Here is a 22,386-nt window from a genome sequence, read left to right as displayed (position 1 = left end):
AGATTCTCAACTGCCGAGTCGGCGTTCCAAATCCCGAACGACCCGCGAGTACGGCTCGCCGATCGCAATAATCTGAAATCGTCGCGACGACGTGCTTGTTGCTTCGACTCGGATTTCCAGTCGCTCGGGCGGCAAGCAGTTTTCGACCCGGTCGGCCCATTCGACGAAGGTCCAGCCGTCGCGGTCGAAGTATTCTTCCGGGCCAAGTTGCAGGAATTCATCTTCATCGCGGAGACGGTAGGTGTCGAAGTGGAAGATCGGCGTCCGGCCGGCTCGATACTCGTGGATGAGGACGAAAGTGGGGCTAATCACTTTGCGGGTGTCCATGCCGGCGGCCTCACCAATCGCCTGGACGAGCCGCGTCTTGCCGGCGCCGAGCGTGCCGATAAGCGCCACAACCGCGCGCGGCGGCAGGCATTCAGCTAGCGCCTTGCCGAGCGTGACGGTGGCGGCTTCATCGGACGCATCAAATACGAAATCGCGGTGCACGATTTGTTTGATCTTCAAAGTAGTAGGCTCACTCCGCGTGCCGTGACCAGGCAGGGCGGACGGCACACGTGGTGTGCCTGTTACATTTTAGTCGAAAGCATGCTCGTATCCACGGATTGGCAGCGGGCGGCGACCACTCGGAGTATTCTCCCAAAGACCCGGCTCGGCGATGAACTGGCCAATGTCCGATAGCCGCAGCGGGGCGAGCGGTTGTTCAGCGATCATTTTTGCGGCGTCTTCCGGCGGCACCGCCAGAATCAACTCGAAATCCTCGCCATCCCCCAGCGCATGATCGACCGCCGTGCCGGCCGTTAGATCGTTTCGCGTCAATTCATGCGCGACGGCGGCGATCGGAATTCGATCGAGATCGAGCGCCGCACCGCAGCCGCTTTCGGCGGCCATTCGCGACAGGTCGAGCGACAGCCCGTCGCTGCAATCCATGCCGGCATGCAAATCGTAGCGCGCTTTGAGTAGCAGAGCTTCTTCAACTCGCGGCTCGAAGTCGAGATGCTTTGCCAGAATACTGCCACCGAATTCGCCGGTGACGATAATCCGATCTCCCGGCTTCGCGCCGCCGCGCAGGAGCGGCCCGCGCGGCGTCACTTCGCCGATCGCGGTGACGCTGATCGCCAGCGGCCCATCCCAACTGTTCGTGTCGCCGCCGGCAATTGCCGTCGCATAGCGTTCGGCCAGCGGAATCATCCCCTCGTAGAGTTCCATCGCGAGCCGCTGCCCTCCCTGGCGCGGCAGCGCGAGGGCGATTACCGCGGCGACCGGTTTGGCGGCCATCGCGGCCAGATCGCTCAAACTGGCGGCCAACGCCTTTCGCCCCGCACGGCGGGCGTCGATCGTCGCCAGATCGAAATCGACTCCATCGCTGAGCAGATCAACGGTGACAACGCACTGCCCGCTCCGGCCCAGTTCAAGAATTGCGGCGTCGTCTCCCGGCCCCAGCCGCAACTGCGCGTGCGGCGGCAGACGGCTGCGGAGCCAGGCAATGAAGTCGGATTCCATCACGGTGAGCAGCGAGTTGCGAGTAAAAAGCGGCGCGCGGCGAATACGCCGTTCACTTTAAAGACCACAAAGCGAACGGACAAGATACGGTTGTCCGCGACAAAAACCGTGCGGATTGGCCGCATTGCGTGGTATCCTTGGAAGATAACGCCAAATGTCGCCGGTGCCTCGAATGCCCGGCGATGCGCCCCAGCCAGCGTAGCGAGCGATTTGCGGATGCAAAAGACGGTCACGACTGCCGAACATGCGCGGCTCGCCGAAATTCTCGATCAGGTCTTCGGCTGGCGGCGGTGGGGACCGTACGTGAGCGAGCGTTCGTGGGCCACGGTCCGCGAGGACTACAGTCCGGACGGCAACGCCTGGCAGTTCCTGCCGCACGAATTGGCCCGCAGCAAGGCCTATCGCTGGGGCGAGGATGCGATCGCCGGGATCTGCGATCGATATCAGATTCTGCTCTTCGCCCCGGCCTTCTGGAACGGCAACGATCCGATCCTCAAGGAGCGGCTGTTCGGCCTCACGCCTTTCGAGGGAAACCACGGCGAGGACGTGAAGGAATACTACTTCCACGTCGACAACACGCCAACTCATTCGTACATGAAGTACGTCTACAAATATCCGCAAGCGGAGTTTCCCTATCGCCAGCTCATCGAAGCAAACCGCCGCCGCGCGGGAGACGGGCGCGAATTCGAGCTGCTCGACACGGGCGTGTTCGACGGCGACCGTTACTTCGACATCACGATCGAATATGCCAAGGCGGATGAAGAAGACATCTGCATTCGGATCGAGGCGGTGAATCTTGGGCCGGACGCCGCGTCTCTGCACATCGTGCCGCATCTCTGGTTTCGCAACACGTGGTGCTGGGGAAAGGCGAAGCAGGCGGAGCCTGTCATCGACGCGTTGCCATCGCAAGTGGACTGCTTGCGCATCGTCGCCGACGACTTGAACCTCGATCTAGTCGAGAATTTGCCGATCCACTATCGCCTCGGCAAGCGGATGCTGTACGCCCCACTCGGCGGCGAGCCGATCTTCACCGACAACGAAACGAACGTTGAGCGCGTGTTCGGGCCAGGCTGGACTAATTCGCGGCCATTTGTCAAAGACGCGTTCCATCGCTGGATCGTGGATGGCGAGCCATGCACCAATCCGGCCGGTCGCGGCACGAAAGCGGCGATTCACTATCAATTCGACGCCGTTCCACCGGGCGGGTCCGTCGTGCTCCGGCTGCGGCTATCGGATAAATGCGAATTGAGCGCGCCGCTGGCCGAGGTGGACGACTTCATCGCCGACCGCCGCCTAGAGGCCGACGAGTTCTATGCCGCGATCCATCCGCCAGAAGCGAGCGACGACGAGCGGCTCATCCAGCGGCAGGCGCTGGCCGGAATGCTCTGGAACAAGCAGTGCTACATCTTCGACGTCAGTCGCTGGCTGGACGGGGACAATCCCGACTGGCCGCCGGCCCCGGCGCGGGCGAAGATCCGCAACCAGCATTGGCGGCATCTGAATTCGCTGCGGATCATGACGCTCCCGGACAAGTGGGAGTATCCGTGGTTCGCCGCGTGGGATTTGGCGTTTCAATGCGTGACGCTGGCGCTCGTCGATCCACAATATGCGATGGATCAGCTTTGGGTCTTGTTGTTCGAGCAGTTTCAGCACCCCAACGGGCAGATTCCGGCCTACGAATGGGAATTCTCCGACCTGAACCCGCCGGTGCATGCTTGGGCCGTCTGGCGAATCTACAATATGGCCCGCCGGCGCACGGGCCATGCCGATCGCGGATTTCTCGAGCGCTGCTTCCACAAGCTGCTGATGAACTTCGCCTGGTGGGTCAACAAGGTCGATAGCCAGGGAAACAACGTCTTCGAAGGGGGCTTCCTCGGGCTGGACAACATCACCGTCTTCGACCGGAGCGTGAAATTCGCCGACGGCGTCGTACTCGAGCAATCCGACGCCACCGGCTGGATGGGTATGTTCTGCCTGAACCTGATGCGGATCGCCCTCGAGTTGGCCAAGGAAAACCGCGAATACGAGCGGCTGGCCACCAAGTTCTTCCAGCATTTCGTCTACGTGGCCGCCGCGATGAAGCACATGGGAGGCCGCGACTATCAGCTTTGGGACGAATCTGACGGCTTTTTCTATGACGTGCTGCGCTTTCCCGACGGGCGGTTTCAGGCGATCCGAGTCCGTTCGCTCGTCGGGCTCATCCCGCTATGCGCCGTCGAGCGCCTCGAAGAGGATTACATCAAGCAGTTCGCTGGGTTTTATGGCGAGTTTCAATGGTTTCTGAAACATCGCCAGCAGCTCGTCGGCGATCTGGTCAACACGATCGAGTCCGGCGGCAAGACGACGCACGTCCTTAGCATTGTCAACCGACGGCAACTCGAGCGGCTGCTCGGCCGCGTGTTCGATCCAGGCGAATTCCTCTCGGACTATGGGCTGCGCAGCCTCTCAAAGGCCCACGAAGAGCATCCGTTCGAGTTCGATGGGAAGACCGTCCGCTACGAACCGGCCGAGGCTATTTGCAAGATCAAGGGAGGCAATTCCAATTGGCGAGGGCCGATTTGGTTTCCGACCGCATTTCTGTTGATCGAATCGCTGCGCAAGCTAGGAAAGGCCTGGGGACCGGAGTTTACCATTGAGAATCCGAACGGCGGCGGCCGCGTCGCGAGTCTGGCGCTGGCGGCCGAGCTGGCCGACCGCCACATCGGCATCTTTTCTCGTGACGCCGCCAATCGTCGGCGCGTCTTCGGAGACTGTGAAAGATTCCAGAACGATCCGCACTGGCGCGACCTGATCCTGTTCTACGAATACTTCCATGGCGACAACGGCGCGGGACTTGGCGCATCGCACCAAACCGGTTGGACCGCACTGGTCTCCTCGCTGATCGACGAATGGCGACGCTAACGTTGCCAACGCCGCCAGCGTCGGAGCACTTCGGTTCGCGAGCGAACCGGCTAACGATCGACCTGCCCACTGCTGACTGTCACTTGGTACTTCGTACTTCGTACCTACTCTACTCCCGCGTCGCCTTCTTCTGCATCGCCACGGTCACACGCCCTTCGTACAGCGTGCTGTTGCGGAAGATGTAGAACTTCATCGGTTCGATGTCGGCGAGGTCGGAGCGATTGAGGATGTAGTTGACGTTTTCGACGCTGACCGTAGCCCAGACATGCATGCCCACCAGCACGTCGCCGCGATGGAGACCTTGCCGGGCCGCTGGGCTGTCCGGGCGAACGTCGACGACCGTCAATCCGCCGCGGTAGTTGCTATGGTATTGCTTGAACTGCTCGGCGGGAACCTGAGTGAGCTTCAGACCGAGCATATCCCAGGGCAAATCGGAGTCGGCGCTCGCGTGGGCCGGCAGCGTGCCGAGCGTGAGCAGCAGCTTGACGGATTGGTCGTTTCGCCGCACTACCAATGGCACCTCTTCGCCCGGTTTGCGGGCGAGCAACGTGCGCTCCAAGTCCAGCGGTCGAATCAGCTCTTGTTTGGCGACCGTCGTGATCACGTCTCCTGGCCTGATCCCCGTCTTTTCGGCCGGGCTTTCCTTCTCCACCGCACTGACAACCAGCCCAGGCTGCCCGTTGCCTGTCTCCTGAACGACGATTCCATGCCAACCGAGCCGCTCGACGCTGAGCAGCTTAGTGGCGACGCTCATCGCCTTGTCCACCGGGATCGCAAAGCCGATCCCTTGCGCACCGGCCCGCACCGCCACATTGATGCCGATCATCTCGCCGTCGATATTCAAGAGCGGGCCGCCGGAGTTGCCCGGATTGATCGCCGCACTCACCTGGATCAGGTCTTCGTAGCCCTGGGCGTCGCTCACTTGGACCGAACGGTGCAAGGCGCTGACGATCCCGTCGGTCACGGTGTTCTCGTAGCCATAGGCATTGCCGACGGCGATCACCGATTCGCCCACCATCAAATCGCTCGAGGTGCCGATCGGGACCACGGGCAGTTTGCTCTGGGCATTGATCTTGATCACTGCCAGATCCGCCGATGAATCGCTGGCAATGAGTTTTGCGATATACTCGGCGCCGTCGGCCAGGGTGACTTCGATCTTTTGGACCCCTTCCACAACATGGAAGTTGGTGATGATGTAGCCTCGTTCGTCGATCACCACGCCGGTTCCCATCCCGTTGACCTTCCGCGGAATTTCGCCGCGGGCGGCCGGCTCATCGGTCGCGCCGAGCATCTTCTGGCCGTGGATGTTGACGATCGAATCCTTCGCGCCTTGAACGGCCTTGACGATCGGAGTGTGCCGGTCGGAGGCCTGCGCTTTTGGCGGGAGCGCGACGGAACCGAACGCCAGAAGGATGCACCCGGCGGCTAAGCGAACACCGCAATTTCGCCCCGTCAAACGCAAGATGCCCGGCTGCCGCGAGATGCTCGTAGCCGACGCTGCTAGCGTCGGCATTCTACACAAGGCAGGGAATCGCATGGCGGTCGACGGCGTTGGTCCAGGTTCCGCGGAATTCGCTCGTTACGACGCGTCGCAGGCACTGCGCATTGACGGCAACTCCGTCGATTATGGCGACCCGGATTTAGATCGGTCCCGCGACGAAAGCGGCTTCAAGCACGACCCGCTCTGCCCGAACAGGCTACCTAGCTTTCCACCAATTTGCCGGAATCTGGCGGCGACCGTCTCAATTCTCCCCCGCCCTTGACGAGAGAGGGCTATGGCGAGGGTGGCAATGCCGTTTGGCAAAATCGCACGGCGGCTTTCCTCCGACTCCCGATTCGGCCAAAGGCTGCGGCTGAAGCAACAATTGCGGGTCAGGAAAGCTGGGAAAGAGAACTTGGGCCACTGCCGGCCGCGTTCGATTTATGGGTCCCGAGGTTCACTGCTGCCGCGCGGTCGGCGAGCACCATTGCCTGGCCCTGTCGCACACGTCCGGCCGGGACCGAGCGGTCGGCGCGGAGAAGGCGCTCCAGCATTTCTTGCTTTTCGCCGCCGGTCACGACCCACAGGATGCGCCGGGCGCGATTGATGATCGGATAGGTGAGCGTCATTCGCCGCCTTCCTTGGTAGATGCCCGTTACTCCAACGTCGGCGTCAGTGACTTCCAACACCGGATCGCCAGGGACGAGCGATGCGGTGTGGCCGTCGGGTCCGAGGCCGAGGTGCACGAGATCGAGCTCCGGCGGCGAGCCAGCCGCCTGCGCCAACGTCGCGGCGTATTGCTTCGCCGCACTCTCCAAATCCGCAGACTCGACCGGCATGGCGTAAACTTGGCTCGCGGGCAACGGCACTCGCTTGAGCAAGCTGTCCTGCAAGTGCGTCAGGTTCCGATCAGGATCATCGGCAGGCGCGAGTCGCTCGTCCACCTGGGCGAGATGCACTTCTTCCCAGAGGACCTTTTCGCCTGCCAACGCGCGGAGCATCTGCCACGGGGTCCGTCCGCCGCTGACGGCCATGATGAACCGGCCGCGAGCGAGCACCGCCTCGCGTGATTCGGCGGCAACCATCGCCGCCGCCTTCCGCGCAACGGCATCGGCGTCGGCTAGGACCTCAATTTGCACGACGGCGCCTCCTCTTCCAAATCATGCCGATCGGCCAGAAGCGACTTTCGGGTGCCACTGCTGGCTTGTCCAGCAGTGACGCTTCGGACCTTGGCTTGCAGCCTGCACTGCTGGACAAGCCAGCAGTGGCACCCGACCGAGGGCATCTCAATCAGTGCTTGATTTCCGTGGCCATTTCAACTCGTCACGACCGGGTTTTGCCATCCGCCCGGCGGGGCGACGTGGTGATCCGCTTCGCTCGGTCCCCATGTGTGCGGCTCGTATTCGAAAACCGGCGTGCCGGCCTTGACGACGGGATCGACGATCCGCCATGCCTCTTCGACGTAGTCTTCTCGGGCGAAGAGTGTCTGATCGCCGGACATTGCGTCGCCGAGCAACCGCTCGTAGGCGTCCATTTCTTCGGCGCGAGGATGACGGCTGGCAATCAACTCGACCTCCTGAGCTGCCGCGTCGTCCCCGGCGGCCATCGTCATCATTCCGAGCGCGATCGTTATGTCGGGACTGATCCGAGCCCGCAGATAATTCGATTTCAAATGGAGGCCGCGATACATCGTCGGCGGGCGGCGCAGCCGGACCACGACCTCCGCGCATGTGACCGGCAGGCACTTGCCGGCACGAATGTAGAACGGCACGCCCCGCCACCGCCAGGAGTCGATCTCCAAGCGCAAGGCGGCGAACGTCTCGACTTTGGAATCCCTCGCCACGCCCGGTTCTTGGCGATAGCCGCTGAATTGGCCGCGGACGACGTTTTTCGCGTCCAGCGGCGGGATGGCCTTCAGCACCTTGACCTTTTCATCGCGAATCGATTCGCTGTCGGTGCGAACCGGCGGCTCCATCGCCAGATTCGCCAGGACCTGGAAAAGATGGTTCTGAATGACATCGCGGATCGCGCCCGTCTCCTCGTAGAATGCGCCTCGCCCCTGGACGCCGAAGTCCTCCGCCATCGTGATCTGCACGCTCTCGACGTGATATCGATTCCAGAACGGCTCCAGAAACGCGTTCGCGAAACGGAAGAACAAGATGTTGTGCACCGGCCGTTTCCCCAAATAGTGGTCGATGCGAAAGATGGCCGTCTCGTCGAACGCGCCGAGCAGAATCCGGTTCAGCTCCTGCGCCGAGGCCAGATCGCGACCGAATGGCTTTTCAACGATGACGCGGGCGCCAGCGGCGCAGCCCGCCTTGCCCAACTGCTCGACGACTGTCTCGAACATTACGGGTGGAATCGCCAGATAGTGTGCCGGGTGCTGGGCTGCGCCGAGTTCCCTGCGCAATGCTTGAAACGTTGCCGGATCGTTGTAATCGCCATCAACGTAGCGGAGCAGGCTCGAGAGCTTGTCGAACGCGGTCGGATCGATCCCGCCATGCTTTTCCAGGCTGTCGCGCGCCCGGGCCTTGAATTGATCGACGTTCCAGCCCGACTTGGCCACGCCGATCACCGGTACGCTGAGATGCCCTCGCTTGATCATCGCCTGAAGCGATGGAAAGATTTTCTTATACGCCAAGTCTCCGGTGGCGCCGAAAAAGACCAGGGCGTCGGAACGCGTCGGGCTTGTCATGGATCGATCCTTCCAGCCCCTATTTGCCAGCGGGTTTTTCCAGGTGGCCGCCGAATTCGAATCGCATGGCCGAAAGCAGCTTGTCTTGGAAATCGGCCTCGCCGCGCGACGTAAATCGCTGATACAGGGCCGCGGAGAGTACGGGGACCGGCACCGCCTCATCAATCGCCGCCTTGATCGTCCATCGCCCTTCGCCCGAATCCGAAACCTGACCGGCAAATTTCGCCAAATTCGGATCTTTCACCAAGGCCGTCGCGGTCAGGTCCAAGAGCCACGAGGCGATCACGCTCCCGCGCCGCCAAACTTCGGCAATCTCGCGAAGATTCAAATCGAATTGGTAATGGTCGGGATCGCGCAGCGGAGTCGTCTCGGCGTCTGAAGCGTTCTCGCGCTTGCCGACATTGGCGTCGCGAAGCACGCCTAGCCCCTCGGCATACGCGGCCATTAGTCCATATTCGATGCCATTGTGAACCATCTTCACGAAGTGACCCGCGCCATTGGGCCCGCAGTGCAAATAGCCTTGCTCGGCCGTGCCGCCGAGCTGCTCTCGGCCGGCAGTTTTCGGGATGTCTCCCACGCCGGGAGCGAGCGTAGCGAAGATCGGATCGAGCCGCTCGACGACTTGCGGCTCGCCGCCGATCATCATGCAATAGCCGCGCTCGAGTCCCCAAACGCCGCCGCTCGTGCCGACGTCGACATAGTGAATCCCCGCGGCTGCGAGTTGCTTCGCCCGTCGGATGTCGTCCACATAATACGAATTGCCGCCGTCGATGAGCACGTCGCCGCGTTCCAGAAGAGGCTTGAGATCGACGATACTTTGATCGACGACGGCCGCGGGGACCATCAGCCAAACGGCCCGCGGCTTTTCGAGCTGCTTGACGAAATCAGCGAGCGACGATGCCCCGGTGGCTTTGTCCTTGGCCAGATCTTCGACCGCCTTCGGCGAGCGATCGTAGACCACGCAGTGGTGGCCCGCCTTGAGCAACCGCCGCACCATGTTAGCCCCCATCCGGCCGAGTCCGATCATTCCGAGTTGCATGATTGGATTCCTTCTTTACTTAAGCTTTCGATAACGCCGGATCAGGCAGTTCGTCGAGCTATCGTGGGCGAGCTGTGGTTCGGTCGCGGATTCGAGTTCCGGGATGATCCGCTGGGCGAGCACTTTGCCCAGCTCGACGCCCCATTGGTCGAACGAGTCGATGTTCCAGATCACTCCTTGCGTGAAAACCGAATGCTCGTAGAGGGCCACTAGCTTGCCGAGCGATTCAGGAGTGAGTCGCTGAGCGAGGATCGTGTTCGAGGGCCGGTTTCCCTCGAAGACTCGATGCGGCACGAGCCAATCCGGTGTTCCCTCGGCATTCACCTCTTCGGGCGTTTTGCCGAAGGCGAGCGCCTCCGTTTGCGCGAAGACGTTTGCCAGCAACATATCGTGGTGCCGGCCGAGCGGGTTGAGCGCTTCGACAAACGCGATGAAGTCGCAGGGGATCAGCCGCGTCCCTTGATGAATCAATTGGTAAAACGAATGCTGCCCGTTCGTACCCGGCTCGCCCCAATAGATCGGGCCCGTGTCGCAGTCAACGGCGGCGCCGCCGAGCGTGACGTGCTTGCCGTTGCTTTCCATCGTCAACTGCTGCAAGTAAGCCGGAAATCGCTTCAAGTATTGCTCGTACGGCAGCACGGCCACCGTCGCCGCACCAAAGAAATCGTTGTGCCAGAGACCGATCAGGCCCATCAGCGCGGGCAGGTTGCGGTCGAACGGCGCCGTGCGGAAATGCTCGTCCATTTGATGGAATCCGTCGAGCATCGCGCGGAAGTTCTCGGGGCCGATGGCCAACATCGTCGAAAGCCCGATCGCCGAGTCCATCGAATACCGCCCGCCCACCCAATCCCAGAACTCGAACATGTTGGCCGTGTCGATGCCGAACTCGGCGACCTTGGCGGCGTTGGTCGAGACGGCGACGAAATGCCGGGCCACGGCCTTTGCGTCGCCGCCGAGGCCGCGCAGCGACCAATCGCGGGCGCTCTGCGCGTTGGTCATCGTTTCGAGCGTCGTAAACGTCTTGGATGAAACGATGAAAAGCGTTTCCGCCGGATCGAGATCGCGCGTCGCCTCGGCGAGATCGGTGCCGTCGATATTGCTCACGAAGCGGAAATCCATGCTCCGGTCGCTGAAATGCTTGAGCGCTTCGTAGGCCATCACCGGCCCGAGATCCGAGCCGCCGATGCCGATGTTGACGATCGTGCGAATCCGTTTACCAGTGTGTCCCTTCCACTGGCCGCCGCGGACGCGATTGGAGAAATCGGTCATCTTGTCGAGCACGGCATGGACTTGCGGAACCACATCCTCGCCGTCCACGATGATCGACGCCCCGCGCGGCGCCCGCAAAGCGACGTGCAGCACGGACCGGTTTTCCGTGAGATTGATCTTGTCGCCGCGAAACATGGCGTCGATCCGTTCGCGCAGACCGGATTGCTCCGCCAATTGTCCGAGCAGTTTGAGCGTCTCTTCCGTGACGCGGTTCTTCGAGTAGTCGAGATAGATTCCCACTGCCTCGGCGGCCATCCGCTCGCCGCGATTTGGGTCTTCAGCGAAGAGTTGCCGCAAGTGCGATCGGCGAACTTTCTCGTAGTGGGCCGCGAGCGCCTTCCAGGCCGGACGCGCGGCGAGCGCATCGTTCGTCATAGCGTGATCCTCCTTTTTTCCGCATCGCCAATCGGTAAGCCGCTATTTCGCCTGCGTCGGGGCAAGAATGGCCGGTTTGCGGTCGCTGGCGTCTTCCCAGAGGCGAAATCCCCCTTGGAATGCATTGGAGTTTTCTCCGCTGCGGCAGCCGGTAGGCAATTCCGCGAGCTTCTTCACGTTGCCGCCTCCCAAGACCACGTCGTCCGGCTCGAGCGCCGCAACGAGACGGGTGACAACATCTGCCACGCGCCTCCGCCATTTTTTCTTCCCAAAGCGTTTCAAGCCGCGCAGGCCCACATAGTCCTCGTAGGTGCCCTTTCGATACGGCAGGTGCCCCAATTCCATTGGCTCGACGATGCCGTCCACAATCAGCGTGGAGCCGAGCCCAGTTCCCAGGCCGAGGAAGAGCAGCTTCCCAGTTTGGTAATCCGCCAGCGCCTGCATCGCCGCGTCGTTGATGATCTTGACTGGGCAACCGAAGGCCGCCTCGAAATCAAATCCGACCCATCCCGGGCCAAGATTATGCGGCTCCGCGACTGGCCGGCCGTGAAGGACCGGACCAGGGTAGCCCATCGACACCACATCGTACTTCCAGCCGCCGGCCAGTTCCTTGACTCCGGCGACCATCCGCTCGGGCGTCATCTCCGGCCCGGACGGAAACTTGCGAGGCTCATCTTGTCCGCTGGCAAGGATTTTGACGCTCGTTCCGCCGATGTCGATGACTAGTACGTTCATGCTTGGTATCTTTCGGGCTGCCGGTTCGAGGCGGGAGGCCTAACCGCCGACCGATAGGATAACCGGCCGAACGTGGCGGCGGAAGCGCCTAAGGAGATTTACGTTCCCACGTGGCGCGTATCGTCCCAAAGCCGGATCACTGGCTGCGACAAATCGTGCTCATACCCCACGGCGCTCAGGCTGGCTGTGCTGAGCATGAAGTATTTGCCGATGGCCGGCTCGAGCCCGAGCCAGCGAGCGGCCAGCACGCGCAAGAAATGCCCGCTCGAAAACAAGAGCACGTCTCCCTCGACCCCTCGCACTCGGCTCACGGCACGGTCGGCTCGGGCGCCGACCTGCGCGGGCGATTCACCGCCGGGGCAGCCGTCGCGGAAGAGTTGCCAGCCGGGACGTTCCTTGAGAATTTCTTCAGACCGGCGACCTTCATATTGCCCGTAGTTCCATTCCACCAGATCGGGATCAATCACGGCAGCGCCTGAGAACCCAGCTAATTCGCAGGTCCGCCTCGCGCGCTTAAGCGGGCTGGCGAATACTTTGGCGATTACAAGCCCTTTCAATCGCTCGCCAAGCTGCCGGGCGTTCCGCTCGCCGCGCTCCGTCAACGGCAGATCGGTCAACCCCGTATGTTGCCCCGAGACGCTCCAGGCCGTCTCGCCGTGCCGGGCCAAATAGACAACGGGAAGGTGGTCGCCCATGACCTCGATCCTTTCAAACAATCGACATTCGCTTCGGCCGGCGCCGAGCATAGGCGACGATGGCGAGCGCGCCAAGGGCCAGCAAAAGGATCGTCGAAGGCTCGGGCACTGCGTTGAGGCTGCCGCTCGCACTCGAATCCGGAAATGAAGGTGCAGTGGAACGGTCGGCAGGGTGCGCAAGACTCGCGCCGAGCGAATCGGCCAGCGCGAGCACGCTTGAACCGGAGGCTGAGTTTGGCGCGAGCGGCGGATAAGCCGGCGCATTGCTTGCGGACGCGGTGCCGCCGGAACCGCTGGACAAAAACGCCCCGGCGTCGCTGTCGAGCGGATTGCCGCTTGCGTCCGATGCGGCAATCGTCATCACGGCGGGGTTCGCCGCGTCGCCGCCAATCACCAACGCCGCTTGGACAATATGATTAGCCGTCAGATCGGCGCCGGCGGCGACCTCGGTCGTGCCGTTGCCGTTGATTCCGCCGACCACTTGACTTGTCCCCGAGACGAGCAGGCCGCTGGCGGCCGAGCTATTGTTGACCACGTCCATGCGATTGGCCGGCGCCGTTCCGGAAGCAAGTGCCGAAACGCTTCCGGCCAATTCGAGAGTGCCCGCCGATTCGACGGTCGCAATCACACCCGCGCCAATGGTCGCCGCGCTGCCCACGGAAAGGTTGAACCGCAATTTGCCCGAATCGATCACTTTCAGTTGGCTGCTGTCGTTCAGCGTTGGGGAACCACTGATTTCCAGAGTGCCGGCGCCGGATTTGGTCAACTGGCCGGAGTTGATCAGATTGCCTCCGAAGGTCGTGGAACTCGCTTGCAGGATGGTGAGCGTCTTGCCTGCCGTGATGCTCAGGCTCGCCGAGCCGCCGGCCGCGACCGAGCCAGCGAGGCCAGCGACGGTTTGATCGGCCCCGAGGACAACGGTCGAGCTGGCTCCGCTGGCCGCGTTGATCGAGAGATTGCCGCCGCCGTTGCCGAGCGCGCCCGCGGCAGTGACGGCAAGCGCGCCGCCGTTGACTATCGTATCGCCGGAATAGCTGTTGGGACTTGCTAGCGTGACGCGGCCGGCGCCCGTCTTGGTGAGGCCTGTCGAACCCGAAATGCCGATCGTGCCGCTAGCGTTGCTGAGCATGTAGTCTACGGTGCTGTTGGCGAACGTGACGGAGCCGGGCTGCACGCCAGCCGCTCGGATCGTGACTGTCGCATTGCTGACCTGGGTGGAAGTGACTTCGTTTGTGTCGGCGAATGTCACTGGACTTCCCTCGACATACGATGCCGCGGCGCCGTTGGCCGACCAGTTCGCCGACGTGGAATCCCACGACGAATTGCTTGTGCCCGCGCCGGAGTTTTTTCCGGTCCAGCCGACGGCGGTCGTTGTTTGCGAGACGATTACGGTTAGCGAGATATCGCCAAGCGAGGTAGAGCTGCTCGAGTTGACGCTGGTCGGATGCAGCGTGAGTGCCTCGGTGAACGCGCCATGATTGGCGGCGGAATCGAACGCCACTTGCAAGCCGGCTTGCGAATTGCCGGAGGCGACGCCGCTGAACGGATTGAAGCCTGTGAGCGAGAAATGCGACACGCGCGCCGTACTGAAGCTGCCGCCGAGCGTGTCTTGATATGCGGGATCCAAGAGATCGTTGAGCACGGCCAGATGGACCGTGTAAGTGCCGCTATTCTCAGCGACCCCGCCGAAATCGAGCGTGTACGACGTGCCGCCGCCGGTGAGCGTGCCGGCCTTGTCCGTGATGGTAAATGCTGGTTGAGCGAATTGGTTTACCTGGCCGGCAATGCTGACCGACTGCGGGGCCAGCGTCGTCGTGCCGAGGCCGCTCGTGCCGGTGCCGTCAGAGAGGAAGTTCACGGTCGCCGAACCGACCACGGCGCCGGCGGCGCTCGTGTGGGCGCTGCCGCCGAGGCCCACGACCAGACTCGAACTGTCCTTCGCGCCGGGAGCGAGCAGATTGATCGAGCCGCCATTGTTTGTGGCGGCTCCGCTCAGCGCGCCGAAGTGGGCGTCGACTTTCTCGGAAAAGCCGTCGTTGGCGGCCGTGTTTTGCACCGACACGGTCTGTGTGCCGAATGAGTCCCCAACATGAACAATTCCTAGGTCCACGGGACTTAGCAACTTTTGCGGATTCACGTTGCCGGGCGGGGCCGGGACTGCCAAACGATAGACGTTTCCGGTGACAGCCACCGTCTGCGCTGGGAGGGCCGTCGTTCCCAGCCCGCTCGTGCCGGAACCATTCGAAGCAAGGTTGACGCGCGCCGTGCCGCCGATCGCGCCCGGCGTCGACTGCGGGCCGCTTCCCAATCCGATGACGAGGCTTGAATTGTTCACGGCGCCGGCCGACAGCAGGTTGATTGTGCCGCCGTTTGTCGAGGCGCTGCCCGTTGTCGCGCCGAAGCTGGCGTCGAGCTTTTCGGAATATCCATCAGCGGCGGCCGCGTTCAGCACCGACAAGGCTTGCGTGCCGAATGAACTCCCCACATGGATATTGCCGAGGCTGACCGGCGTGGCGAGCGAATTGGGGGCGGCCAGCCGATAAGCTGCGGCGCTATACGGCACGCTGACGTCGATTGGCGATTCCCCGGCGAGTCCTTCCCCCGTGGTGCTAAGCGTCACGGAGCCAGAGACCGGTCCGGCCGAGCTGATCGTGGGGCTAATCGTCGCCATGCCGGTGGATGCGGCACTGCTGAACAACTGGCCGGCGACAATTATGCGCGTAAAGTGGTCGTCATCCCCGGTGGTGCTCAAGTTTGTAGTTCCCGAGCTGACGCTTCCAACGTGGACCGTGCCAAGATTCACGCTCGAGGCCGCGACGATGCGGTTGTTGACGACAGCGCTGCCGGAATCGAGCGTTACAACATTGCCGGAGCTGTTGAATCCGTCGGAAACGTTCGCGGTGTTCGCGAACGTGACCGAGCCGCTTCGTGGGCCTGTCGTCGAGTAATCCACAAAGCCGATCGCCACGCCGGCAGTGGAACCGTGCGTCACCGCGCCGGTCGCGGACGTGGCTGTGAGTTGGGCTGTCGGAGAAGCCGAGTAGCTGGCATCGTCGGTCGGGCTGTTGTTCGTCAGAGTGATGGTTCCGGTCTGGCTGCCGCCAACCATCGAGCGGACCACGAGGTGCGAAGGGGAAAGGCTCAGGACCGATGCGTTCGCCGGCACGAGTTCGATATCCGTCGGATCGATCTGGAGCTTGAATCCGGCCGGGACGTCGCTGGCACTGAAGCTGGAGTTGGTCAGCGCACTGGTCGCGAACGTGGCCAGTGTGTAGCTGTGGCCGGAGAGCAGCCCGGAAACTGAGTCGAACGTAATCGCCGGCGTTCCACTGGCAATCGACAGGGCGCCGGTGACGGCCAGCAGATCGTCGTTTGCGCCGTTGAGATCGAAGTGCAGGACTGAATTGCGGTTGAGGCTGAGCGTCGAGCCGAGATCGAGCGTGCCGATCGAGTTGAGACCGCCGGGCGCGATGTTGTTTGTGCCGGAGCCGGCGTTGACGGCCCCGCTAATCATGCCGACGGCGCCGCTGGCGAGCGTGCCGCCGTTTAGCGCGACGCTGCCCGAGCCGGTGGCGGAACCCGACGTGTTCGTTACTCGCAGCGTGCCACTGTTGACCGTCGTGCCGCCGCCGTAACTATTCGCCGCGCTGAGCACGAATGTGCCGGAGCCGAATAGCGACAAGCTCCCACTCGCGCCACGGATCGCGCCCGAAATCGTCAGGCTGTCGCTGGAACCGCTGACGGTGACGGCCGTGTCGGCAGCCAGCACAACCGGGACGGCGATCATGTGTGTGCCAGCCGATGTGATCGAGGGCGCCGGGCCGGCGAGGGTGAGCGAGCCCGTGCCCACAGTATCGGTGACGGAGTAGCTGCCAGTGCTGTTGAACGTCAGGGCGTTCAAGCTCGGCGCGGCGCCGTGAAGATCGACCGCGACGCTTCCCGAAGTATTGCCGAGGGTGGCCGCGTCGGTCGTGGTGAAGTTTGGATCGAGACCAGGTGCGCCGCCGGCGTCCCAATTGCTGAAGCTGGCCCAGAAGCCGCCGCTCGCGCCGGTCCAGGTGCTCTGGCCGCTGTAGACGTTGCCGGTGACGACGATTGTCGCGGCGCCGACATTGCTCGATGCCCCGTTCAGCGACGAATCGTCGGCAAACGTGTACACGAACAGTTGGTTGATCGGGCCGGCCGAAAGCCCCGTGGCCAAGGCGGCCGAAATCTGAGCCGAAGCGCCTGGGCCGATGGCGCCGCTGCCGCCGATCGAATTGAGCGACAGCCCCGCCGTCGTGCCGCCGGTCTCAGCGCCGCTGCCGGAGAGCGCTACGCGATTATCTCCGCTCGCGCCATCGTAAACGGTGCGGCTGTTGGAACTCGCCACTGGCGCGGCATAACCTTGGTGGATATTCCCCAAGCTGAGCGTGCCCCCCGCAAAACTGCCCGGCTCGCCGGAATTATCGCTGGCCGTGGCGTGGTCGAACACGTTGCCGCTAACGTGGACGTTCCACGTAGTCAAATTGGCGCTTGCGCCGTTGAGCGTGGAATCGTCCGCCAGGGTGACGTTCACCGTCTCGCTTACCGCGCCGACCGCTTGCCCGGCGGCGAGGGCGGCGGTGAGGTTGCCCGTGCTGCCGGGCGCGATGCCGCCGAAACCGCCGACCGTGACGTTGTTGCTCGCGCCGCCGGTCGCCTTGAGATTCACTCGGTAATCCGTGCCGAGGCCATTGGTAACGCCCAAGCTGTTCGCGCCGTTAACCGGCCCGGCATAGCCAACGATGAGCCCCGGCAGCGCGATCGTGCCGCCGCTGAACCCACCCGTGCTCGAGTGATTGTAGACGTTGCCGGTCACCGAAATGGATTGGCTCCCTAAGTTGCTCGATGCGCCGCTGAGCGTCGAGTCGTCGGCGTAAGTTAGATTGAACGTCTGATTGAGCGAGCCGATCCCAACCGTCTGCGTGCCGTTGAGGCTGGCCGAGGCCGAGATCGAAGCGCTCGCGCCGGGCGCGATGCCGCTGGCGTTGCCGCCTAACGCGTCGAATCCGGCGCCGGTCGTGCCGGTGGTCTTGAGATTAACGCGAAAGCCGCTGGCGTTGCTGATGCTGGCATTGCTGAGGCCGCCCAGCGTGCCGCTATAACCGACGATCGAATCCGGCAGCGAGATAGTCGCACCCGTGGCCGAGCCGCTGGCGTGGTTGTACACATTGCCGGTCACTGTGATGGCCTGGTTCCCCAGGTTGCTCGATGCGCCGCTGAGCGTCGAATCGTCGGCGTAAGTTAAACTGAATGTCTGGTTGAGCGAACCGATCCCGACCGTCTGCGTGCCGTTGAGACTGGCCGAGGCCGAGATCGAAGCGCTCGTGCCCGGCGCGATGCCGCTGACATTGCGGCACTGTCCCCTTAGAACCACACAACCTCCCTAAGCCGCTGCTCGCAAAAGGGTTTCCAAGTCCCAAACATTTTTCGTGATTCCGGCGGCCATTGCGGGCGTGACATTCTTGCCGAGCGCGGTATTCGGTCGGACGAAATTGTACCACGCGACGAAGAGCGCGACCATCGCGGCATGGTGCTGATAGGTCTTGGAGTGGGCGTTGGTCAAGCGAGTGAACCGGCGAACGTGCATCCGAACCGACAGATTCAGCCGCTCCGAAAACGAGGTCGAGATTTTATCCTCATCGGGGTTGCCGAAGCGAACGGTTTTTTCTGTGCCTATTATCGCGGCCGGACTGTAGCGGTTCTCTTGCTGCTCATGGCCATAGGTCTTGACCAACTGAGCGAAGCTGACGCGCGATCCCAATTGCAACGGAACGCGATTAGTGTAGAGCCGCAAGCCGTCCGAAGTCACTTGGCAGTTGCCCGTGGTCGCGCTATTCAGTTGGCATAGGAACCGCTCGCACGTCGCGTCGTCCCGCAGACCGACCGCGTGGGATAGAACCAGTTTGGAATCCGCGTCGATTGCCAGCCACGTCCAAGAGTCGCCGCAATCGTCGCCGAGCCGGCCGAGCCGCTCCTTGGTCCGCGACTTCATTCCGATAAAATCCCAAATCTCGTCCAGCTCGATTGTCTTGGCTTCGACGCCGACGATTGCCGTTTCAAGCCAGCGGGCGCAGTTCTCACCGACCAATAGGATCAAGTCGCAAATCGTATCGCGCTTCATGCCGCAAATCCGCTCGCAAGCCCGGATGCTCATTCCTTCCAAGAGCATCTTGAGAACCTTGACGGCTTCGGCCAGGTCGATTCGCATATCGCCGAGCGGCCGTTGTTCGTCGCTGATGAAGGTCGCGCCGCAATCGCAGCACTTCCAGCGCTGCTGGCCCTTGCGGTCTTTGCCGTGCTTCGTTCGGTTTTCGTGCTGGCAGTTGAAGGCTATCACAAAAGAGTCGCTTTCCGTTGCGGCTCACGCTACAATCGACGTTGAACCATCGTGATTGGGCGAAAGCCTGATTATGGTAGCCCCGGCCGTGCTTCTAACACGACCGGGGTTTTTTGTTGCCCTTGCTTAGCAACCATGATTAGATTATAGTAATTCAAGTCGGCTATGTCAACTTGATTTTCTATTATTTTTTCAAGGTGCCAAGATGGCGAAGAACAAACAGCATGGCGGCAAGCGCAAGGGGGCTGGGCGCAAGGTCGCCAATCCAGAGGGAAAGACCACTGTGGTCGCGGCCAGCGTGCCGAGCGAGCTAATCGAAGGGCTTGACGGTCTAGCGGCCAAACGCGGCTGGAATCGTTCTCAGGCGATTACAGAGGCCGTGCGCAGGATGCTAGGCAAGACCTAGCGGAGAGAGTGGGAGTCGAACCCAGCGGCGCGCAGCCGCACCCTACGACGGATTATAAAACCGCTGCGCCGCCGAGACGCGGGACGCTCTCCAGATCAAATGGAGAGTTCGCGCGGTCGTTCGAGATAAGTTAGAAATGTACATGATGCCAACCAATGACATTCATCGACGCTTACGGTTCGCGCCGTTTTTCGATACCTGATTCCACGAATGCAATCGCACCCATTGTTGTTTAATGTGGCGGCCATGCGATCTTAATACTTCCGCGATTCGCTTGGCGCGATCGCGCGCTGGCTCATCGCCCGCCGGAGAGCAGGCAATAATACCGGCATGGGGAATCCGAGAATCGTGCAGCGATTTGAAGTCGGAAATATTTTCCGTCAGCAGCACTCGCCTTTCCGCACGCGCCAACGCGAGGACATCTTCATCCTCCATTCCATCCCCAGACTTGTTCGACGAGTGCTGACGAACTGTCGCGACATCGTGACCGAGGCTTCGGAGGTGATTGGCTACGTTGAAATCAAAATGTTCGTCGGCGAGGAGCCGCGCCATTGGTCATACACCCTCGTTCGACTTAATCGCGTCGTCAATTTCCTGTCGGTGGCTATCGGCATACGAAAACGCCGCCAAAACATCGGTAAGAGTAAGTCCACGATATGATCGAATGATAGACCTTGCTGACTTACCAGCGCGACGCAAAAGCTCGATTCCCCAAACAGGAATTCGCGTTCCGTTCACTCTTGCATGGCCCCCACAGATTCGCGGTGTTGCGATGATTCGCTCCGTCTCGGATGGTACTTTATGCTTGATGAATGAATCAAAATCTAATTGGTCTTTCTTGAATCGCGGAGTCAGCATCGTAGAATCTGCCCGCGCTTCGAGAGAAGTCAAAACGCTGTCGGTTTCGACGACCTCACGCAAGTCGTATGTTGTGTTGTATGCTGTACCCATTTCATTCTCCTGTATCGCTCGCTTCACTCTCCAAAAATGGAACAAGCCTGTATTTCAGATAATTGGCCGCTTCTGCTAGATGGCTTTCAATGTCCTTGATTGCTCTATCGCTCCACGGCTGCGGCACTACCCAATCGCACTTGGCTTCCAAGAACAGTTTTTTAGGGTCTTCGATCAGTGATTCGGCTTTGACATCAACCATCCATCCGACTACTTCTGGCTGCGCCTCCGCTACGCCTTTCTTCTTCTTTTTAGGGGAGTCTGAGAGGCGCTGATATGGTGGCATGAAAAGTCGGATTCCAAAAAGATGCACAGGGCGACCTAACTTCTTGAGGCGCTCCTGATCCAATCGTGTGACGTGCGTCATCAAAAACTCACGCGCATCGCCATCAACTTGCAGCGTACCTCTTATGATCGCCGTGGAATTCATCACGAGTTGCGGCTTGTACGATTTGTAAAACTCCTTGAGAATCAAGTGGTAGCGATACTCGAACCATTCTTCATTGTGTTCAGGATACACGACGCCTATGGCAAGCGTGCTCACTCCAACCACCACTTGAAACTGACCACCAACCCTTGAACCGTGAGGTTGGGAGAATGCCCATTGCTTCTCCTCAAGTTGAACGCCGCTGGGGTCAATGATGGAAGATAGGCTTCCGGCAAACTCGAATCCCTTTGCCTTTATCAACTTCAATTCTGGATGAAAGTTGACCGCAATGTGGTATTCGAGCGCGTCAAATTTGGCATCTTTCGCAGGCCGGTTGGTCGGTTCGTGTTCTGCTTGGCTCATGTGACAAGTGTAGCCCGACAATACAGCGAGCACACGCCCGATATAGAACCCGTCATTCTAGACATCCGCTCTCTCTGAATCAAGGAAATTTTTGCCATCCATTATATTATTGCGGTCTCAGGACTTAGAACAAGGCGTTGGCGTTCAGCGGCCACCGATCCCCGCTCGCGACGAACCGCCTGCCGCGCTGCTAGAATGACCGCATGAAACCCACCTCCGAAGACCTCTACGGCGCGCTCCACCAAATCGGTATGGACGAGCGCGATGAACCGATCCGGCGCGAAATCCTCGACCGCTTGGCCGAATGGAAGATCGTCGAGATTCAGCCCGATGGGCGGCCGACTCTCACGAAGTACGGCCAGCGTTGCTTCACCGGCCTGGAATCTGGCGATTGGGGAACGCCCGAATTCGACGAATGAATGAGGCGTGACTACCGGCAAGTCCAGCGCTCGCCGGAAGCGTGGAACCGCGAATCTTTCCTCATCGCGCGCCCTGAATGGTCCCGCAGCGCCTTCGGCTTCATCGCGGTGACGTAGCCCGCTTCCATAACCGCAACCGTCAATTCGGTTAGAGTCAGGCTCTTGCCTCTCAGCACTTCGTACAGCACGTCCACGAGCGATGCATCGCCGAACGGCTGCGAATCGACCTTGACGCCAGCCTTCACGTAAACGGCTGGGGCGACGACGTGCGCGGCCCCGGCCCGGCTCTTGCTCAATCGGCGAACCACCCCTCTGGCCCGTAGTGTCGAAATGCAATGATCGACGGATCGTTTGTGCCACGCCCGGCGTTGGTCGAGAGCTTCCAATCTGAGCAGTAGGTCGCCGCTCGTAAACGGCCCGTCGGTCGGAATGACAGATTCGACGCAACTGTATATGCTCTTGATTGTGGAACGGTCGCGCCCGAGTAGGTCTTGTTCCAGCGCTGCGATCCTGACCAGTATGGCTTCGTACTCTTCGCGAGCTTTGACGATGGCTCTTTCGCGGCGGTCGCGGGCGATTTCGCGCAGTTTGTGGAAGGCTTGCATGACCTTCAGAGTAGGGGCGGATCATCGGTCGGCAAGGGGTCGAGTCGGTTGTGTGGGTTTAGCGGGACAGTGCCGACATTGCCGCTCAAAGCGTCGAATCCGGCGCTCGTCGCGCCGGTGGTCTTGAGATTAACGCGAAAGCCGCTGGCGTTGCTGATGCTG

18 protein-coding genes are annotated in these 22,386 nt (G+C 61.3%); 3 read left to right on the top strand and 15 right to left on the bottom strand.

What is annotated here, in order from left to right:
• Window positions 1–6: 6 nt before the first annotated feature.
• The gene (gene tsaE / locus VGY55_01775) at window positions 7–507 is read right to left on the bottom strand and encodes a tRNA (adenosine(37)-N6)-threonylcarbamoyltransferase complex ATPase subunit type 1 TsaE (protein HEV2968685.1); all 501 of its coding nucleotides are present in this window, start codon (window positions 505–507) and stop codon (window positions 7–9) included.
• Window positions 508–576: 69 nt separating this feature from the next.
• Window positions 577–1,503, bottom strand: coding sequence for a thiamine-phosphate kinase (locus VGY55_01770; protein ID HEV2968684.1), 927 nt, complete (start codon window positions 1,501–1,503; stop codon window positions 577–579).
• 216 nt (window positions 1,504–1,719) lie between these two features.
• Here VGY55_01770 and VGY55_01765 point away from each other — a divergent pair, with 216 nt between their 5' ends.
• Entirely contained in the window at window positions 1,720–4,404 is a 2,685-nt protein-coding gene (locus VGY55_01765) for a glucosidase (protein HEV2968683.1), read from the top strand.
• A gap of 109 nt (window positions 4,405–4,513) precedes the next feature.
• Here VGY55_01765 and VGY55_01760 read toward each other — a convergent pair whose 3' ends face one another.
• The 9 genes from VGY55_01760 to VGY55_01720 all read right to left on the bottom strand — a co-directional run bounded on the left by VGY55_01760 (window position 4,514) and on the right by VGY55_01720 (window position 19,053).
• The gene (locus VGY55_01760; protein HEV2968682.1) at window positions 4,514–5,917 is read right to left on the bottom strand and encodes a trypsin-like peptidase domain-containing protein; all 1,404 of its coding nucleotides are present in this window, start codon (window positions 5,915–5,917) and stop codon (window positions 4,514–4,516) included.
• Window positions 5,918–6,276: 359 nt separating this feature from the next.
• Window positions 6,277–7,023, bottom strand: a complete 747-nt coding sequence (gene pgl / locus VGY55_01755) for a 6-phosphogluconolactonase (GenBank protein HEV2968681.1) — start codon at window positions 7,021–7,023, stop codon at window positions 6,277–6,279.
• Between the two features lie 176 nt (window positions 7,024–7,199).
• Window positions 7,200–8,579, bottom strand: a complete 1,380-nt coding sequence (gene zwf / locus VGY55_01750; protein HEV2968680.1) for a glucose-6-phosphate dehydrogenase — start codon at window positions 8,577–8,579, stop codon at window positions 7,200–7,202.
• A 19-nt stretch (window positions 8,580–8,598) separates the two neighbouring features.
• Complete coding sequence (gene gnd, locus VGY55_01745; GenBank protein HEV2968679.1) at window positions 8,599–9,618, bottom strand: decarboxylating 6-phosphogluconate dehydrogenase; 1,020 nt, start codon at window positions 9,616–9,618, stop codon at window positions 8,599–8,601.
• 15 nt (window positions 9,619–9,633) lie between these two features.
• Window positions 9,634–11,262 carry a glucose-6-phosphate isomerase gene (gene pgi / locus VGY55_01740; GenBank protein ID HEV2968678.1) on the bottom strand — a complete coding sequence of 543 codons (1,629 nt, stop codon included), beginning with the start codon at window positions 11,260–11,262 and terminating at the stop codon, window positions 9,634–9,636.
• A 42-nt stretch (window positions 11,263–11,304) separates the two neighbouring features.
• Complete coding sequence (locus tag VGY55_01735; GenBank protein HEV2968677.1) at window positions 11,305–11,997, bottom strand: ROK family protein; 693 nt, start codon at window positions 11,995–11,997, stop codon at window positions 11,305–11,307.
• Window positions 11,998–12,095: 98 nt separating this feature from the next.
• A complete protein-coding gene (locus tag VGY55_01730) occupies window positions 12,096–12,692 on the bottom strand; it encodes a histidine phosphatase family protein (GenBank protein ID HEV2968676.1) in 597 nt (198 codons plus the stop codon).
• A 13-nt stretch (window positions 12,693–12,705) separates the two neighbouring features.
• A complete protein-coding gene (locus tag VGY55_01725; GenBank protein HEV2968675.1) occupies window positions 12,706–18,090 on the bottom strand; it encodes an autotransporter-associated beta strand repeat-containing protein in 5,385 nt (1,794 codons plus the stop codon).
• A gap of 9 nt (window positions 18,091–18,099) precedes the next feature.
• Window positions 18,100–19,053: an IS1 family transposase gene (locus tag VGY55_01720; protein ID HEV2968674.1), complete on the bottom strand. Its 954-nt coding sequence runs from the start codon at window positions 19,051–19,053 to the stop codon at window positions 18,100–18,102.
• Window positions 19,054–19,258: 205 nt separating this feature from the next.
• On the opposite strand from VGY55_01720, the gene VGY55_01715 reads away from it, so the two are divergent.
• Window positions 19,259–19,459 (top strand): ribbon-helix-helix domain-containing protein, encoded by a 201-nt coding sequence (locus tag VGY55_01715; protein HEV2968673.1) that lies wholly within the window; start codon window positions 19,259–19,261, stop codon window positions 19,457–19,459.
• 162 nt (window positions 19,460–19,621) lie between these two features.
• Here VGY55_01715 and VGY55_01710 read toward each other — a convergent pair whose 3' ends face one another.
• The 3 genes from VGY55_01710 to VGY55_01700 are packed head-to-tail and all read right to left on the bottom strand — an operon-like array spanning window position 19,622 to window position 21,200.
• Window positions 19,622–20,011 carry a DUF5615 family PIN-like protein gene (locus VGY55_01710; GenBank protein ID HEV2968672.1) on the bottom strand — a complete coding sequence of 130 codons (390 nt, stop codon included), beginning with the start codon at window positions 20,009–20,011 and terminating at the stop codon, window positions 19,622–19,624.
• Window positions 20,012–20,014: 3 nt separating this feature from the next.
• Window positions 20,015–20,410, bottom strand: coding sequence for a DUF433 domain-containing protein (locus tag VGY55_01705; protein ID HEV2968671.1), 396 nt, complete (start codon window positions 20,408–20,410; stop codon window positions 20,015–20,017).
• Window position 20,411: 1 nt separating this feature from the next.
• Window positions 20,412–21,200: a hypothetical protein gene (locus VGY55_01700; protein HEV2968670.1), complete on the bottom strand. Its 789-nt coding sequence runs from the start codon at window positions 21,198–21,200 to the stop codon at window positions 20,412–20,414.
• A gap of 203 nt (window positions 21,201–21,403) precedes the next feature.
• On the opposite strand from VGY55_01700, the gene VGY55_01695 reads away from it, so the two are divergent.
• Window positions 21,404–21,619 carry a hypothetical protein gene (locus tag VGY55_01695; protein HEV2968669.1) on the top strand — a complete coding sequence of 72 codons (216 nt, stop codon included), beginning with the start codon at window positions 21,404–21,406 and terminating at the stop codon, window positions 21,617–21,619.
• 11 nt (window positions 21,620–21,630) lie between these two features.
• Here the strand turns inward: VGY55_01695 and VGY55_01690 are convergent, their stop codons facing one another.
• A complete protein-coding gene (locus VGY55_01690) occupies window positions 21,631–22,224 on the bottom strand; it encodes a hypothetical protein (protein ID HEV2968668.1) in 594 nt (197 codons plus the stop codon).
• Between the last annotated feature and the right edge of the window lie 162 nt (window positions 22,225–22,386).

It is taken from the genome of Pirellulales bacterium (genome assembly GCA_035939775.1).
Taxonomy (GTDB): domain Bacteria; phylum Planctomycetota; class Planctomycetia; order Pirellulales; family DATAWG01; genus DASZFO01.
Note: the sequence above shows the minus strand (reverse complement) of the source record. Positions and strands in the feature narration are given on the sequence as shown.